Below are 17607 nucleotides of genomic sequence, written 5' to 3' on the forward strand. Positions count from 1 at the left end.
ACGCCAATGATCACGATTGATCGCGAAGGCGCTTATTCGCACATTGAACGCGAAAAGCTGCTTGATCGCGTCATGGGTCTGGCGCGGTTTCAGAAATCGTCTGAAATCCTGCGCCGTAATCGGCTTCCGGCGGACGGTCTTGCGTTTGTCGCCCACGACGGCAAACAGATGATCGGTACCGTACGGTTGTGGAATGTCAAAGCAGGCAACAGCGGTGATGCGCTGTTGCTTGGCCCGCTCGCAGTCGAAAAGGCTTATAGCGGTTCTGGCGTTGGTGCCGGTCTGGTTTATGCAGCGCTCAATGCTGCACAATCAGCCGGTCACCGTTCGGTTCTACTGGTGGGTGATCCGGACTATTACGCGCGCTTTGGCTTCCATGCCAATCCGGCAAGCGGGCTTTTGATGCCCGGCCATTTTGATCGTCACCGGTTCCAGGCGATCAATCTTGGTAATGAAGATGTTCTCAGTGGATCTCACGGTATGCTTTACGCAACCGGTGCGATGACCCACTAGAACCAGCAGCTAGAATTCCCCCTTGAAATCCCGGTATGGCTAGCCCCCTGCCGGGATTTTTTTATGCGTTGCGCGCAAAAACAAAGCCCCGCAAACAGTGCGGGGCTTTGTCGCAAACGGGGATGTTCAATTCACATCATATCAGCTCATGGCTCGCAGGTTTTCTGCGACAGCCAGCCGACAAAGACACCACCCTGTTCGAGGCGTTCGTGGCTGAAACATTTGCCATTCGGGTACGCCCCGTTGGCAGGGGTAAAGCGCACATCATCTTCGCCGGGCAGGATATTGGTGGTGGTTTCAACCAGTTCGGTATGAACCGTGCCAAGCCCATCAGACGGCACCAGACAATCATAACGACCGCCATTGCCATTAATGGTACGCACGCCCACCATGCCGTGGTTCATCGGCCAGGCTTTGACGACCGACACCAGATCACCGGGATTTTTACCAAGGCAGGCGGTGATGGCGGGTTGCAGTTCGTCAAAATACTGGGTCCAGATACCTGTGCCCTTTTCTTTAAGCTCGCTTACCTTCACGACCGGGAAATTGCCCGGTGCCAGACGCAATGCGACGGGATCGGCCGATACCGCGCAGCGCGTTTTGTCCGATGCAGTGTGCCAGATGGCATCCCCGCCCTTGCCGCGCAACTCATAGACATCGTTGCTATAACCATATCCCGATCCGGTCGGCATGACGGCCAGTTCAAGCGGTTCACGACCGGGGAACTCGACAATTGCACGTTCGCCCTTTGGATCGAACGAAACCGAAAACCGGCTTTGATCTTCGCAAACGAAGTAGCGCGATCCGGCAAGCGGTGCCGGGCTGGTGTTGAGTTGCGCCAGCATCGCATCAATGCGCGCAAGGGCGACCTTGCTTTGCGATAGCGCGCCACTGATTTCATGTTCATCGGGCTGGCTTGCCATGCCATTGACCGTTTTGGTCCCGCTGGCAAAGCGGCCTTGGGCGAAATCAAGCTTGAGGTCGTATTTCAGCGGCTGATCATCGCTGGCCCCGCCGTAATTCACCCGCGTTGCCGTTTCGGAAAAGCGCAGCAGCTGATTATTGCGATAGTAAAGTTTGACCTCCGACACACCGTAATCGCCAAGATCGCGATGCTCGTCGACCAGAAGTGGGTCACCATCGGCCGAGACATATGCCTTATAGGTTACGGTATGATCGGACGCGGCATATTGACCGGGGATCACGCGCATATCACCAAGCTTGGCCTCGATCGCGGCCACATCGCGGGCAACATCGCCGCCCTTGGTCTTGCGCGCGCCATCGGACTGCGCACGTGCGACCTGACGAACCATGATATCGACATCACTTGGCGCATCGCGGGTTAAGACCGGATACATCTGATCATTGCGAAACAGGGTATCGCCCTTGGCATTTTCAATTACGGCCTCGACCGCATAGGTCATGCGCGGATCAATATCGGCCGGGTCATAGGGCAGGATAAACACCATGGGCGGGTTGCTGACCTGTTGGCGCAGCTTGGCAATTTCAATGGCCGGTGCATCGGCACGCGACACATCAAGAAGCCGTACGACAAGGAAGGTGTTATCAGGCGACAGGGCAATCCTTTCGCGATAGGCGACCGAACCGGTCACGCTGGTCTGACTGGATTGGAACCCCGCACAGCCCGATAATATTCCGACCATGCCAATGGCAATAACTGCCCGTACCCACATGTGTGCGGATGAGAAAGGTTTCATTGTAACCCCGGTTTGCTCGTATTTTTTGATTGTGTGGTTTTATTCACACAATGGTGCCGCCAAAAATACGGAAAACCAAGGCCAAAAAGCGGCAAAACGAATTAATTTCCGCACCCAAACTTTTTTAGTTCACCTTTCTATCCGGCAAACCGGGTGCAGGGCTGTCCGGCGACGTCGGTCTGGATCGAGAGCAACGCACCTTCAAGTTCGTTGCCATTGCCTTCCAACCCGACTGCGGCCGAGGTGATGTAAAGCGTTTTCAGATCCGGGCCGCCAAACACACAGCTGGTCGGCTGGGTCACGGGCAGATCAATGATCTGATCGACCTCACCATTCGGGGCAAAGCGGATCAAACATCCCCCGCCCCAGCGCGCGTTCCAGATATAGCCATCGGCATCCATCGCCGATCCGTCCATATTGCCACGATCCTGCGGTCCAAAGAACACGCGCGGGTTGCTCGGCACACCGGTTTCCATGTCGAAATCATAGACATCAAGCGTGTCCTTGATCGTATCGCCAAAGAACATCTTGGTACCATCGACCGACCATAAAAGCGTATTGGAAATGCCGATATCCGATAAGAACCGCACGGGTTCCCCATCCGCGCCAACCCGGTTGAGCGTTCCGCTCGAAACCGTAACAGGCAGGTCTTCGCCATTCGGGCCAATATTGTTTTGCATCGTGCCGTGCCAGAACCGCCCCGCCGGATCAACGCGGCTTTCATTGGATCGATTGCCGGCATGGTCGCTATCGGGTGCGCTAAAGGGCGTTGTTTCCCCGCTTTCGGGATCAAGGAATGCCAAGCCATCGGCAAGGGCAACCAAAAGCCCGTCATTTTCGCGCGGGACAATGGCCGCGACCGGCTGATCAAAGGTCCAACTGCGCGATCCGCCGTCTTGCGGGCGCAATGCATAGGCGGTCTTGCCGACGATATCGACCCAATACAGAACGCCGTCCTTGGCATCCCAATGCGGACCTTCGCCCAATGTGCAACGCAGGTGTGGCAATACGGTTTTCACGTTGGCCATGGTTTCTCCCTGATATTTCGTGCGGTTTTCCGCTTTGTCCCGAAAGAATGATGGCAAATCGCCAACCATTCCGGCACGGGAATTCTGTTATTTCTATTGCTACCCGGAATGGATAGATCTGAAAAGTAATTTTGTATGATGATTTAAATTTCAGGCAATATTTTCACTGTTTGCGATCGCAACTCGGTTGCATTTACGCCAAGTAATTGATAGGCATTCTCAGATTGGAAAGGTGCGTGCGTCCGGCATGTTACACGCCGTAATTGCCGCCACAGATGCCCGCCTGCCCCGATTACTGATTATGCGAGTTTCCGGCACATGTTCGATCTGAAAGACGTCACATTCAAAAGTGACGGCAAGACCCCAAAAACGCTGCTTGATGCCATCACGGTTGATTTCCCGACCGGGGCGTTTAGCGCGATTGTCGGTCATAACGGATCGGGCAAAAGTACGCTTTTGAAACTGCTTGCCCGCAAGAACAAGGCCCATGCGGGAACCTTGATGCTTGATGGCAAAAACCTTGCCGATCATGGCACCGGTGATTTTGCGCGCAAGGTCGCCTATCTGCCGCAAAACCCGGTTGTGCCGCCGCATTTAAGTGTCCGCGAACTGGTCGCCTTTGGGCGGTATCCGTGGCGCGGTGCATTCGGGCGATACCGCGATGAAGACCACGCAAAGATCGATCAGGCGATGGAACTGACCCATGTAACGGGTTTCAAGGACCGTCTGGTCGCCAGCCTGTCGGGCGGGGAACGCCAGCGGGTCTGGCTTGCCATGCTGCTCGCTCAGGATGCGCCGATATTGCTGCTGGACGAGCCGACCTCGGCCCTTGATGTCGGCCATCAGCGCGATATTTTGCAACTGGTCGCCAATCTGAAAGATCACAGCAATCTGACCGTCATAGCCGTTTTGCACGATATCGATATGGTCGGGCGATTTGCCGATCACATCATTGCCCTTCGCGGCGGGAAAACCTGCTGGCGCGGGACGGCAGGTGATTTCATGCGCGGCGAGACATTGCGCGACATTTTCCAGACCGACATTGATGTCATCCGCCTTCCGGGCACAGCCCGCACGGTGAGCTATGTCGCCTAAAAATACTCGCTCGATGCGCATCCAGTTCCGCCCCACCAAAAGGAAGAAATCCATGTTCACCAAACCGATTGGCGCGCTGGCGCTTGGCTGCGCAGTAGCATTGAGCGCATTCACGGCCCTCACCCCGATGACAGCCGTGGCCGAAACCATTCGCCATGAATTGGGGGAAGTTGAGTTTGCCCAAACGCCAAACCGGTTTGCCGCATCGAACTGGTCGCTAACCGAAAGCCTTCTGGCGCTTGGCATTGATCCGGTCGCAATCCCCGAAGCAGACGGCTATCGCCTGTGGGTGGTGGAGCCGGAATTGCCAGCCACGTTTTCTGATCTTGGCACCCGGCGCGAACCGAATTTCGAAGCGCTTCGCGAAGCCAAGCCGGATGCGATCCTGATCAGTGCCGATGTCGCGATGGCCCATGACAAGCTTTCAAGCTTTGCGCCGACACTGGTGTTTTCGATCTATAACACGGGCAGTAACGAACCAGCGATTGATCGCGCCGAAGAACTGCTGCGCAATGTGGCAAAGATCGCCGGTGTACCCGAAAAGGCCGAAGAGGTGATTGTTACTGCCAATGCGCGGATTGAGGCCGCCGCCCAGCGTATTCTCGATGCGGTTGGCGATGAAGCCAAATTCGCCGTCGTACGCATCCTTGATGAAGCCCATTTCCGCATTCACGGCAAAATGTCTTTGTTTGGCTCCACGCTTGATCGCATGGGCTTTGCCAATGCCTGGGAAGGGGATGTGAATGGCTGGGCATTCCATAATGGCGATGTGGCGGATCTTGCAAAAATGGGCGATGCGCAGTTTGCCTATGTCGAACCGATTGCCCCGGCCATTCAGGGCAAGTTGTTTAACTCTGCCATCTGGAAAGCCATGCCGTTTGCGCGCAATGACCATGTCTATGCCATCCCGTCGAGCTGGACCTTTGGCGGGGTGCTTTCCGCTGCCCGCTTTGCCGAATTACTCGCCGATGCGGTGACGTCTGCCCACAACCCAGCCAGCGGATCATAAGCCATGACAGCCTATCGCGCGCTTTGTGGCGTCTTTGCCCTGATCCTTGCTGTCATGATCGCATCTGATGCCATGGCCAACCCGATCGAGATCGAACATGAACGCGGCATCCTAACCCTTGAGGCCCCGGCAAAACGCATTGCCACCATCAACTGGTCCTTTACCGAAACCGTGATTGCGCTGGGCCTTGATCCGGTCGCGGTTGCCGATCCGCAGGATTATGTCGAATGGGTTTCCGAACCGAAATTGCCCGAAAGCTTCGTCGATCTGGGGCAGCGATCCTCGCCCAATCTTGAAGCGCTTCGCGAAGCAAAACCCGATCTGATCATTACCATCCCCGATATCGGCATGGCCTATGAGAAGCTGGCAGAAATTGCCCCGGTGCTTGAACTTCGCCTGTTTGATGAAAAACGCCCGGCATTTGAGGCAGCCCGCGATGTTTTTGCCAAAATCGCCAAGGCCACCGGCCGCGAAGAACAGGCCGAGGCTTACCTTGCCCATGTCGATCAAAAGCTTGCGGAATATAGCGATCGCATCACGGCTGTTTTGGGCAACGACCCGATGCTTAACATCATCTATTTCTTTGATGACAGCAATGTCGGCATCTTTGCCAAATCATCGCTTCCGGGATCGGTTCTGGGCGCGATGGGTTTGCCAGTTGCCTATGACGGGGCGATCAATAAATGGGGCTTTGCGCGCGGCGGGTTTGAGATTTTAGCCCCCTATGCCAAGGGTACGGTTGTCTATACCAACCCGGTGCCAGATGTGGTGATCAACAAAATCTGGAGCTCCCCGATGTGGAAGGTGATGGATTTCACCCGTAACAGTCGGGTCTATGAGCTTCCGGTCGTTTGGGCTTACGGCGGCGTGCCATCGGGCCTTCGCTTTGCCAAACTGCTGGCTGAAAGCCTTGAGAACGGCCCGCATTCATGACGCATTCGACGCCTGCGCGCCTGCCTGCAACACTTCTGATATCGCTTGGCGCCCTTTCAATCGCGGTCCTTGCCATTGATTTCTGGCCGTTCCTGCAAAAGGGATTGGCAGGTCAGGTGATCCTGACACCCGATGAAACCGATTTTGATCAAATCCTGTTTCATTACAGCACCCTACCCCGCCTTGTGATGGCGTTTCTATGCGGGGCGGGCTTGGCCCTTGCGGGGGCTGCGATCCAGACCGTATTACGTAACCCGCTGGCATCCCCGACCACATTGGGGGTTGGTGCGGGTGTTGAATTTGCCCTGACCATCTTTGTTCTGATCGCCCCGGCATCCCTTGCGATATTTCAAGAAGCCTTTGCCCTGGCCGGCGGGATGATCGCCCTTGGCGCGGTTTATCTGATTGCATCAAAGCGCGGTAATGCGACGCTTTGGCTTATTCTGGCGGGCATGATTGTCAATCTGCTGCTGCAATCGGGATCGCAGATCGTCCTGCTGTTTAACGAGCAATATCTGCAGTCGATCTTCATGTGGGGCGCTGGTGATCTGGCCCAGAACGGCTGGGAAGATACAGCCTTTGTGTTGCCGCGTGTGATGATTGGCATGATTGCCATTCTGGCCCTGTCGCGCCCGCTTGATCTGTTGGCCCTTGGCGATGACACGGCAAGTTCGCTTGGCGCAAAGGTCACAGTCCTTCGCCTGCTGATCCTTGGCTTTGCGGTTTTCATCACGGCATCGGTTATCTCTGCTGCAGGCATGATCGGTTTTGTCGGGCTTGCCGTTCCCGCCGCCCTTCGCATTGCCGGACTGACCAGATCACGCGATCTTATGATCCACTCGGTTCTGACGGGTGGCTTTGCGCTTTTGATCATTGATTTTGTTGTGCGCCAGTTTAACGGGCTTGGCGGGGATGTTTTGCCGACGGGCGCGGCGACCGCCCTTTTTGGTGCGCCCTTTATCATCTTTATCCTGCGCAAGGCGCGCATCATGCCCGGCGGGCAAAGCGAAGATCATCATTCCGATCAGGAAATCACATCCAAATCCCAGTTGAGCATCATCCTTCTTGCCACCCTGGTGGTCGGCATCATTGCATCACTGGTGATTTCCTTTGATGGTCATGCGCTGGTGTTGCTCGATTGGAATGCGGACGGTGCCGACATAGCACTTGGCCGGGCAGAGCGCACCTTTGCCGCGATGATTTGCGGGGCAGCTTTGGCGGTTTCCGGAACCCTTATTCAACGGGTCGGGCGCAATCCGCTGGCCAGTCCGGAAATCACCGGGGTTAGTTCGGCCACCGCCCTTGCCATGATCGTTGCCCTTGCCATTTTCGGATTTGGCAAACGGGCCGAGTTGATGGCGATCGGCGCTGCGGGTGGCATCATCTCGCTCTTTGTTCTGCTGGGACTATGTCGCAAATTCACCCATGCGCCGCATTACATGTTGCTCAATGGTTTGGCCCTGACCGCGATTTTAGGCGCAATCGTTCGCATCGTTTTGACACGGGGTGGCACACAAACATCCATGCTGATGTCCTGGCTGGCCGGGACGACCTATTTCACCAATATGAATGAAGTGATGATTGTTGCAGGCATCACAGCAGCTCTTTTGATCACCGCCATTGCCCTTCGCCGTCCGCTTGAACTGGCATCCTTGGGCACGGATCAATCAGTATCGCTTGGTCTTGGCATTTCGGTGTTTCAGTTTGCCATGATGCTGTTGGCTGCCATTTTGGCTGCCAGTGCGACGCTTCTTGTCGGACCGCTTAGTTTTGTTGGCCTGATGGCACCGCATCTGGCGCGTGTGGCGGGCTATCGCCTGGCAGGCGGGCATTTGCTGGGCGCTGTTTTGATCGGGGTGAATGTGATGATGGTGGCCGAGTGGCTGGCGCGTAACATGCTGTACCCGGCACAGCTTCCGACCGGGCTGATTGCCGCCTTGATCGGTACGAGTTACTTCCTGATCCTTGCGATCCGTAATCGATAATTACAGGCGTCATGCAAACCATGACGCCTGTTCTTTCATGGCCTGTCGGCCTCAGCTAGCGGGCGGAATATAGTCGCCTTCGAACTTCATCAGATCGTCTTTGATCTCATACCAGTCGGGTTTGGACGCGGTATGGATATGCAGCGACGGGCGGATTTTTGGATCATCATCCAAGGCCGATGCCGCCATGACGTAAATCTGGCCCGATGACAGATCACCAAGCGACGTTCCGCATTCCTTGCAGAAGCACCGTTCAAACTTTAACTCCGCATCCTTGAAGCGGCCAATCACCTCTTCCCCGCTTCGCAGGTGAAGATCTTCTGCCTTGCCAATGACAACAGCGGAAAAAACGCCCGCCGCCTTTCGGCAACGTGAACAGTGACAATAGCTGAGCGATGATGGCTCGCCAGAAATCTCGAACGTAACCTTGCCGCAAAGGCAGCTTCCCTTGATCATTTTTAAATCCCGTTATGGTGGCTCTTGACCAAAAGAACATAACATGAACAATTATCACATTCCAACCCCGTCACAGAAATTTCTTTGTCAGATCAATTAGCTGTCAGAAGGCGGCCAATCACGCGCAAGATCATATGCGGCGTCAAGCGATGCCACATGCCGGACCGGGAATGGCAACATACGGGCGAAATTGCTTTGTTCGGGGTCATCCGCATCATGGCTATGTATTTCCCCATCGCCATGATGATGGCCTTCATCAACCCGGATCAGCCCCTTGGCAAACATGCCCAACCGATCACGCTTCTGCTTGAACCATGCGGCGGCCTGTTTGCGGATTTCGTGGTCCTGATTAATCTCGCCCGCCACCCGGAAAATCAGGATTGCCGGTTCGGATCGCGCCGAAAGTGCCGCAAGGGCCGCGAGATAGGCTTTGCCATCTTCATCACTTTGGCGATCCACCATTTCAAACAAAACGATGTCTTTGGCAGGTGTGCTTGATCGAAACATAGGGGCTTCCTTTATGCGCCAAAGCCCGGCGGATAAATAAACCGCCGGGCCGATGGATGGATCAGATCAAATGGTATGGTGGCAATTAGAATTCACGACGGAAACCGATGGTGACTGCACGGCCGTGGCCTGCAACCGAATAACCACGAAGGGCGGTTGCCGCCGGGTTTTCGTAGCTGGTATCAAGGATATTCTCGATCCCGAAGCGCGCAGTGCCGCCCAAAACCGGGTAGTTGCCCGACAGGTTAAAGACAAGGCTTGGCTTGATCTTGGCGGTTTTGATTTTGTTGCGCCCTGCCGTATAGGTGCCATCAAAACGCAGGTTCAGATCATCCCACACGTGGCTATCGACATAGCCGGTAAAGCGGAACGGTGACGGGATGCGGTTATTTGGAAGCCAGCTATCAAGATCGCCGTCTTCGTTGGTGTCATAGCGACCTTCGACATAGGACGCCAAGGCACCGATATAGGTGTCTTCGGAAATGTCATATTCACCGGTCAGTTCCGCACCCAGGATGCGTTCCTTTTCCTGACTGAGCGAGTTGGTCGAGCTATCGAAATTATCGCCGCGTTCATTGGTGCTCATGTAGACCGCGCCAGTCGTGCGGAAATCCTGCCCGGTAAAGCGCGCGGCAATCTCATAGGTTTTGACCTTGGACGCATCGACATCGATATCGGCAAAATTCATTGAAACGCCGCTGATACCGGCACGGCGGGTATAGGCCCCGACATCGGGGACGGAGAAACCTTCGCTGTAGCTAAAAGATGTATCGATCTGATCGGTCCAATGCACCACGGCGGACGCGTTATAGGTGACTGCGTTATAGGTCGTATTGCCCCCCGTGAAGGCCGCCGCACCGATATAGGCCGTCCCGACCCCGCCGACATAACGCATATAGTTCGGGCGGGTGAAATCCTTGACCGTGAGGTCATAGGTTTCATAGCGCACACCACCTGACAGATCGACATAGTCGGTCACCGGCGCGCTCAGCTGGGCAAAGATCGCCTTGCCGTCCTGCTCCATCGGCGCGCCAATATCGCGGTCGCTCACCGTGCGGTATTTGACATCATCAAAGGTCAAATCCCCACCCCAGGTCAGGGTCAGACCATCATAGGCCATATCAAGACTGGTATCGGTTGAAAGCTTGATACCGTATTTGACCGCCTCAATCACCGACTGACCCAGCGGATCTTCGGTCGAGCCGCTGCTGGCAAGGGCGACGAGTGCCGGATTGTAGGAAGCATGGTAATCCGCACGCGCGGCCTGTTTGTAGCTGTCATTGTAAAACAGCTTCAGATCACCGGTGCCGATCTTGCCAAGATCATATTCATAACCGGCGGTGAAATACTGGCTTTCATCTTCAAGCGGCTGTGCACGATAGGGATTATCGTAATCCACCGAGACCGGATCGGTCGTCAGGTCCGGGTTATACTCAATGTCCTGACGAAACCGGACCACCTCGGTCGATAGAAACACACGGTGCCCTTCGGCAAGGGTCACACCGGTTTTGCCAAACAGGTTGAGGTCTTCGGCGTTATCAAACCCGCCCTGCCCCAACATCGCATCGGATGGCACCTGATTGCCATAACCGTCATAGGCATTACCGGTTTTTGATCCGGTGACACTGGCCGCCCAATCAACCTTGCCAACACCACCGCTGCCCGAAAGGGTCAAAGATGGCGAGAAGCTTTCACCGATATCGTCGGTATAGCTTTTGACATGACCATCAACGACGAAGGTGTTTTTGCCGGCCTCACCCGTTTTGGTGATGATGTTAATCGTGGCCCCGGTTGCGCCGTCGCCATTGAGCGCGTTTGAGCCCGGAATGACTTCGATGCTTTCAACCTGTTGAATATCGATCATGGAAAGAATGCGGCTGCTGTTACGAAGTGGTGTATTTCGCGACACCCCGTCAACCAGCACCTGAACATCACGGCCACGGAAGGTTTCCGTGCTGGCGATCAGGCTTTGATCATCAAACATGAAACCCGGCACGCTATTGCGGATCACATTGGTGATGTCGCTGCTTTTGGCTGACTGTGCTTCGATCTGATCGCGGCCAATCACGACAACCGATGGCGACATGGTGCTAAGCGAGCGGCGCGAACGGGTTGCGGTAACGACAACATCGGGCAAAACAACCGCACCTTCGACTGCGGGTGCCCCCGCTGCAACCGGGCTGATTTTGACACTGTCTTCGGTGACGAACTCGAACTGATAGCCAGAACCCGCCAAAAGGACATGAAGGGCTTCGGGCGCAGATAGATTGGCAGATACCGCCCCGCTATTGAGCCCACCAAGATCACCTTGGACAATCAGCTGCAAACCAAATTGTTCGGCCACCTGATCGATGGCAGCGCGCAGATTTCCTGCGGCGATTGAAACCGGTTGTGCCTGATTGCTGGTGTCTTGTGCGTGTGCCATCGGCACGGTTGCGATCATGAATGTTGCGACCAAAGCCGTGCTCCCCAACAGGCGCGACATCCCGAAATTCTTCGCTTTCAAAGCTATACCCCTTCGCTTGAAAATAATAATGCAAATCACTATTACCTTCATGACGAACGACCCCCCGGATTTGAGGAGGTAGATTTTTCTATTTTCTTGAAATTATTCTGAAACCGCCCGGAAATGCCCGGTCTGTCAGGCCGTAAGCCACAAGCAACGCACCATAGGCACTGTCGGGTTTTGTCAGATCAAAGCTGCCCGATACAGTGATCTCGCCCAACATCGGATCACGCACAAAGGTCTCATCACCCATAAGCGGTGAGAGACGACCAAACAGCTCATCTATTGGCATATCCTTGACGATCCAGCGACCTTCGCGCCACGGCGCAATGCGGGCCGGGTCCATCGCGGCAAAATGCAAATCGCCGTCTTCGTCCTGCCAGGATGCGCGACCAGCCGTTAGACGGGCCAGCTTGGTAGTACGGCTTTCAAGATCGACCGTGCCTTCAGATACTTCCACCCGGACATGACCACCCCATTTCGATGCGCTGAATGCCGTACCGACAGCCGTTGCCGTCATACGGTTCATATGCACGCGAAGTGGTCGATTGGCGTCCTTGGCGACTTCGATAAAGATGCCGCCATCCAGAACGCTGATATCGCGATAGTGATCGGTGAAATCGATGCCAATCCGGGTGCCCGGCTCCATCCACATGCGCGATCCATCGGGCAATTCATGAATGGATGTGACGACATTGGCATCACTTGCGGCAATCAGATCGGGTTCGGGCTGAAACGCGGAATAGCCCCAAAGACCAAGAAGACACAGGATGGTCATCAGTGCCCAAACGGGACGCGCGCGACGCTTGGCAGATCGCATACCGGGCAAACGCCCACCGCCACCTTCAAGTGCGCCCAATCGTTCAAGATCACGGCGGACAGCTTCGCTATCAAACTCGTCCATCGTGATATCGCGGGTCGGCGTGTTTGACGCCCGATCATCGGGGATATCAATCGCCTCGGCGACGGCAAATTCCATGCTGTGCCACACCTGACGCGCGCGGGTCAGACGTTTTTCATTTTCCGGATCAGATGATTGCCAGGCTTTGAATGCCATGTCTTCGGGCGCGGTCAAGTCGCCCTGATCCAGGCGCACGGCCCAGAAATCAGCAATCTGATCATTGCCGTTGCAGTCTTCGGGATAGCGGAATTCAGTCATGGCAATGTCGGGACCCGGCGTTTGGCAACGAAACCTGTTATCTCTTTGACGATTGGGCCGCTTGAATGAGGATGTCTAGTTCTCATGGCGGGCCAGTACCTGTTTGCAATGCCCAAGCGCCTGACGCAAATGCTTTTCCACCATATTGCGACTTATGCCTAAACGGTCGGCGGCTTCTTGGGTGCTGAGATGATCGCGCTTGCACAGCAAGAACACCTCGCGACAGCGTGGCGGCAGATCCGAAATCGCATCGCGGATGATATCAAGACGCTGCCGGTCCGAGCTGATTTGTTCTGGCGTGACCGATTGATGAACTGTTCCGCCCATTTCGCTGATCTCGGCCGGATCGGTGAATTCAAGCGGGTTGCGCTTATGGCGGCGCACAGCATCAATCGCCAGATTGGTCGCCATGCGCATCATATAGGCCGGCGGGTTGGAAATGTCGGACGGATTGACATTGCGATGGCGCAGCTGAACATACAGGTCCTGCAAGACGTCATGGCTTTCGTCGCGCGCGGGCAGATATTTCTGCACCTGTCGCAACAGCCGTTCGCGATATTGTTGGTAAATCCCGTCCCAGAAACGGTCATAGACCGCCATGATCACACATCCGAATTTCGATAATGATAACCGTTATCATTTTCATTTGTGCTTATAGACAATCCTGACCATGCGTCAATTCAAAAGGAAGCTGACGGGAAATCAGTCTTCGAAATGACCTTTGGCGGCAAAGCCCCCACCCTGATAAATCACGGCCGGGTCCTTGCGATCTTCGATCGGGAATGCGGCTTCGATTTCGGCCCGGAATTGTTCGGAGCTGTCCTGTGGTTTCCAGCCAATGAAATCGGCGTGGTCGTTGCTCCACCATTTCGATTTGTTGTCCGAAACACCATACATCACCAGATGGCCGGTCATCGGTGCTGCAAAGATCGCCTTCATCAACGAGATAAAGTCACGCGGGCTCATCCAGGTGGACAACATCCGGCGATCACGCGGCTTTTCAAAGCACGACCCGATCCGCACCGAGACGGTTTCAACATCGAACTTGTCGTAATAATAGCTCGCCACTGCCTCGCCATAGCATTTGGTCACGCCATAAAGGCTATCGGGGCGATGTTCGGATTTATCATCAAGCTTGGTGGTGCGTTTGTGGAAGCCAATCGCATGGTTGGAGCTGGCAAACATCACACGGCCAACCCCGTTCTGACGCGCACCTTCATACAGGTTATAGGTGCCCGCAAGATTGGCCTGAAGCAGATCATCAAACGCCGCCTCAATGGAAATGCCGCCCAGATGAATGATGCCATCAACATCCTTGGTAAGCTCGATCACAGCCGCGCGATCCGACAGATCGCATTGAACGACTTCTTCGTTTGGTCCCGCCGGGTCCATCGGGCCGATGTCTGACAGGCGAATGACATCGGCATAGCCCTTAAGCCCTTCACGGCAGATCTTGCCAAGGTTTCCGCCAGCACCGGTAATCAGCAAACGTTTCATAATTATCCTCGTTGATATCCGTAGTAACCCACGATCAATTCGCACCAAACACAAGGTTCGGAAGCGTCATTGAAATCGCGGGGATATAGGTTGTCAGAAGCAGGGCAGACAGGATCGCCAGATAAAATGGCCAGATCGACTGCACGGCTTTTTCAATTTTCACACCACCAATCGCGCAGCCGACAAACAGGCACGATCCCACCGGCGGCGTACAAAGCCCAAGACCCAAATTCATCATCAGCACCATGCCAAACTGGATCGGGTCCATGCCAAACTGCACCGCCAGCGGCAGGAAGATCGGCGTGCAAATCAGGATAAGGGCCGCCATATCCATGATCATGCCCGCAATCAGCAGCATGATATTGATCAGCAACAGCACCATTATCGGGTTATCGGTGATCCCTGTGATGGCCTCGGCCAGTGCATCAGGCACCTGATAGAAGGCCAGCATATAGCCATAAGCCGATGCACAACCGACCAGAAGCATCACAAGGGCTGTTGTCTTGGCCGATTGTTTGACCGCGGCAATAAAGCCAGCCCAACTAAGTTCCCGATACACAAGCCCCGTAATGATCAGCGCATAGGCCACCCCGATGGCACCTGATTCCGTGACGGTGAACACACCGCTCAAAACCCCGCCAACAATGATGACAGCGGTAAAGAAGCCCGGAATGGCGCGCACAGCCGTGCGCCAAACCACTGCCCAACCCGGGAATGGTTCAGCCGGATAGCCATGCTTGATCGCAACCAGCCAGGTCGCAAGCCCCAGCAACACGCACATGATGATGCCCGGAACGACGCCCGCCATGAACAGCTTGGAAATCGAAATGCCCCCGCCTGCGGCCACTGCATACAAGATCATGTTATGGCTGGGCGGGATCATGATCCCGGCGATTGATGATGTGACGGTGACGTTTACGGCGTAATCGGCGCGGTAGCCTTCCTTTTTCATCACCGGGATCAGGATCGATCCAAGGGCGGATGTATCAGCTACGGCGGATCCGGAAATGCCGCCAAACAGCATTGATGAAAACACGTTCACAATGCCAAGACCGCCGCGCCGACTGCCAACAAGGGCGGTCGCGAATTGCACAAGCCTTGATGCAATCCCGCCATGAAGCATCAACTCGCCGGCAAAGATAAAGAACGGGATGGCAAGAAGGGAAAAGGCCGAAATGCCAGACCCGATGCGCTGAAACGCGATCAGGGTCGGAAGACCTTCAAAAAAGAACGCACCAAGGGCAGCAATGCCAAGTGCAATAGCGACGGGCATACCGATCAGAATACCGATGGCAAACACGCCCAGAAGAATGGTCATGCCCATCTTATTTCACGTCCTTGTTCAGCAAATCGTCGTGGTAAAATTCGGCACTGGAAATGGTTTTCCAGCGGGTAATGATTTTAAGGATGTGTACCACGCTATAAAACGCGATCCCTGCCCCGCAGACTGCCATCGGCACCGAACGCCAACCATCCGAAATATGAATGATCGGCATTTTCTTGGCCCAGTTAAACGACACCAGATCCATGCCGCCGACCAGCATCCAATAGCCAAACCACGCCATCGCGGCGTAGCTGATCGCAGCAACAATCGCAGCGATTTTGGGCGGAAGCGCATCGCGGAAAAACGAAACGGAAAGGTGGCTGTTATCGCGCATGCCAGCGGCCGCGACCGGGAACGTGATCAGAACGATCAGGATCAGGGAAATCTGTTCAACCCAGGTCGGCGTTTCATTGAGCACATAGCGGCCAAACACCAGCCAGGCGAAGCTCGGGATCAGAGCGACAAGTGCCAGGCCGCCGATCAAATTCAGCAGACCGGCGATACCGCCCCCAAGGCGGTCAATCAAATTGGTAAGACGTGAAAGCATCCAAGCACATCCGGAAAGTGGATAACCAGAAATAGAATAAGTAGGAAAAGAAAGAAGGGCGACGATAATATCGCCGCCCGTTCAAAGACCTATCTTACTTCTGCGCATCCTGGATGGCTTTGACCAGATCAGCCAGATCCGGGTTTGCCTTGATGAAGTTGTCATAGACAGGCTGCATCGCATCCTGGAAAGCCTGCTTGTCGGCAACTTCGTTTACTTCGATGCCAGCAGCGATGACTTTTTCCTTGGACTGTTCGGCACGTGCGGCCCATGCGGCGCGCTGAACGGCAACCGATGCATCAGCTGCTTCCTGAACGGTCTTTTTGTCTTCATCAGACAGGCCGTCATAAAGCGCCTTGTTGATGCAGAGGCATTCCGGAAGGATCAGGTGCTGGGTCACGGAATAGTATTTTGCCGCTTCAAAGTGGCCCGAGCTGTCATAGGACGGATAGTTGTTTTCAGCACCATCAATCACGCCAGTTTTAAGCGACTGGTAAACTTCGCCATAGGCCATCGGGGTTGCGTTGCCGCCAAGGGCTGCGACCATCTGAACATACAGATCGTTGCTCATGACACGGAACTTAAGACCCTGAAGATCAGCCGGGGTGTTGATCGGGTGCTTGGTGTTATAGAAGGAACGCGCACCTGAATCGTACCAGCCAAGCGGCTGCAGGCCAGCGGCAATCAGGCCATCAGCAATCTGCTGACCCGCCGGACCGTCCATGACTTTGTGCATGGCATCGACGTTTTTAAAGATGAAGGGCAGCGAAACAACGTTTGCTTCGGGTGCAACTTCACCCAGCGGGCCGAGGTTGAAAACAGCCCAGTCCAGACCACCAAGACGGACCTGCTGGATCGCGTCAGGCTGGTTGCCCAGAACGCCGCCATGGTAAACCTTGGCTTCCAGATCGCCGCCGGATTTTTCATTGATGATCTTGGCGAATTCTTCCATGCCGGTCGAAACCGGATATTCCGGCGGATGGATGTTCCAGCCGCGCCATTCTTTTGCTTGTGCACCCGATGCCAGCGCCACCGACACAGCAGCAGCTGCAATCGTCAGTGTCGTGGTTTTCAGAAAGTTATTCATTTGGAGTCCTCCCGAGACATTTTGTCACTTACGTTAAAGCCTTGTTTTCCCTTATCGGGCCTTGTTTGTTGTCATATGATCTTACAATTGCCCACTTGTAAAGACAACTATCAGATTAATTAACAACTAGTCTAATAAGTCCCTATGGTCGAATGCGCGCCGGTTATTATTTTGGCGTCGCGAATATCTATCCCGGCAGAACCACCTACCGGGATAAATGGCAGGTCCCATGTCGTCTTGGCA

The 17607-nt window shown here is 54.8% G+C and carries 16 protein-coding genes; 5 read left to right on the forward strand and 11 right to left on the reverse strand.

Annotated elements, in window-relative coordinates; translation table 11 throughout:
- Positions 1-6: 6 nt before the first annotated feature.
- Complete coding sequence (locus tag ACMZ66_RS07260; protein WP_416935872.1) at positions 7-513, forward strand: GNAT family N-acetyltransferase; 507 nt, start codon at positions 7-9, stop codon at positions 511-513.
- A gap of 146 nt (positions 514-659) precedes the next feature.
- Here ACMZ66_RS07260 and ACMZ66_RS07265 read toward each other — a convergent pair whose 3' ends face one another.
- Together ACMZ66_RS07265 and ACMZ66_RS07270 are read right to left on the reverse strand one after the other, a co-directional pair.
- On the reverse strand, positions 660-2231 hold the full coding sequence (locus tag ACMZ66_RS07265; protein ID WP_416935874.1) for a YbaY family lipoprotein: 1572 nt from the start codon (positions 2229-2231) through the stop codon (positions 660-662).
- 137 nt (positions 2232-2368) lie between these two features.
- Positions 2369-3259 (reverse strand): SMP-30/gluconolactonase/LRE family protein, encoded by an 891-nt coding sequence (locus ACMZ66_RS07270; RefSeq protein WP_416935875.1) that lies wholly within the window; start codon positions 3257-3259, stop codon positions 2369-2371.
- Between the two features lie 318 nt (positions 3260-3577).
- Here ACMZ66_RS07270 and ACMZ66_RS07275 point away from each other — a divergent pair, with 318 nt between their 5' ends.
- The 4 genes from ACMZ66_RS07275 to fhuB are packed head-to-tail and all read left to right on the forward strand — an operon-like array spanning position 3578 to position 8281.
- Positions 3578-4354 carry an ABC transporter ATP-binding protein gene (locus tag ACMZ66_RS07275; RefSeq protein WP_416935877.1) on the forward strand — a complete coding sequence of 259 codons (777 nt, stop codon included), beginning with the start codon at positions 3578-3580 and terminating at the stop codon, positions 4352-4354.
- A 52-nt stretch (positions 4355-4406) separates the two neighbouring features.
- On the forward strand, positions 4407-5363 hold the full coding sequence (locus tag ACMZ66_RS07280; protein ID WP_416935879.1) for an iron-siderophore ABC transporter substrate-binding protein: 957 nt from the start codon (positions 4407-4409) through the stop codon (positions 5361-5363).
- 3 nt (positions 5364-5366) lie between these two features.
- Positions 5367-6296: an ABC transporter substrate-binding protein gene (locus tag ACMZ66_RS07285; protein ID WP_416935880.1), complete on the forward strand. Its 930-nt coding sequence runs from the start codon at positions 5367-5369 to the stop codon at positions 6294-6296.
- Entirely contained in the window at positions 6293-8281 is a 1989-nt protein-coding gene (fhuB, locus tag ACMZ66_RS07290) for a Fe(3+)-hydroxamate ABC transporter permease FhuB (RefSeq protein ID WP_416935881.1), read from the forward strand. The genes ACMZ66_RS07285 and fhuB overlap by 4 nt, the downstream gene beginning before the upstream one ends.
- 51 nt (positions 8282-8332) lie before the next feature.
- Here fhuB and ACMZ66_RS07295 read toward each other — a convergent pair whose 3' ends face one another.
- The 9 genes from ACMZ66_RS07295 to ACMZ66_RS07335 all read right to left on the reverse strand — a co-directional run bounded on the left by ACMZ66_RS07295 (position 8333) and on the right by ACMZ66_RS07335 (position 17364).
- Positions 8333-8737, reverse strand: a complete 405-nt coding sequence (locus ACMZ66_RS07295) for a GFA family protein (protein ID WP_416935883.1) — start codon at positions 8735-8737, stop codon at positions 8333-8335.
- 96 nt (positions 8738-8833) lie between these two features.
- The gene (locus tag ACMZ66_RS07300) at positions 8834-9244 is read right to left on the reverse strand and encodes a hypothetical protein (protein ID WP_416935885.1); all 411 of its coding nucleotides are present in this window, start codon (positions 9242-9244) and stop codon (positions 8834-8836) included.
- Between the two features lie 85 nt (positions 9245-9329).
- Positions 9330-11750: a TonB-dependent receptor domain-containing protein gene (locus tag ACMZ66_RS07305; protein ID WP_416935886.1), complete on the reverse strand. Its 2421-nt coding sequence runs from the start codon at positions 11748-11750 to the stop codon at positions 9330-9332.
- Between the two features lie 88 nt (positions 11751-11838).
- Positions 11839-12909, reverse strand: a complete 1071-nt coding sequence (locus ACMZ66_RS07310; protein ID WP_416935887.1) for a FecR family protein — start codon at positions 12907-12909, stop codon at positions 11839-11841.
- A 75-nt stretch (positions 12910-12984) separates the two neighbouring features.
- Positions 12985-13509, reverse strand: coding sequence for an RNA polymerase sigma factor (locus ACMZ66_RS07315; RefSeq protein ID WP_416935889.1), 525 nt, complete (start codon positions 13507-13509; stop codon positions 12985-12987).
- A 102-nt stretch (positions 13510-13611) separates the two neighbouring features.
- A complete protein-coding gene (locus ACMZ66_RS07320; RefSeq protein ID WP_416935891.1) occupies positions 13612-14406 on the reverse strand; it encodes an NAD-dependent epimerase/dehydratase family protein in 795 nt (264 codons plus the stop codon).
- Between the two features lie 34 nt (positions 14407-14440).
- Complete coding sequence (locus ACMZ66_RS07325; protein ID WP_416935892.1) at positions 14441-15730, reverse strand: TRAP transporter large permease; 1290 nt, start codon at positions 15728-15730, stop codon at positions 14441-14443.
- Position 15731: 1 nt separating this feature from the next.
- The gene (locus tag ACMZ66_RS07330; RefSeq protein WP_416935894.1) at positions 15732-16277 is read right to left on the reverse strand and encodes a TRAP transporter small permease; all 546 of its coding nucleotides are present in this window, start codon (positions 16275-16277) and stop codon (positions 15732-15734) included.
- 94 nt (positions 16278-16371) lie between these two features.
- Positions 16372-17364 (reverse strand): TRAP transporter substrate-binding protein, encoded by a 993-nt coding sequence (locus ACMZ66_RS07335; RefSeq protein WP_416935896.1) that lies wholly within the window; start codon positions 17362-17364, stop codon positions 16372-16374.
- Positions 17365-17607 lie beyond the last annotated feature (243 nt).

The sequence above is a fragment of the Thalassospira sp. genome (genome assembly GCF_048059015.1).
Classification (GTDB): Bacteria; Pseudomonadota; Alphaproteobacteria; order Rhodospirillales; family Thalassospiraceae; genus Thalassospira.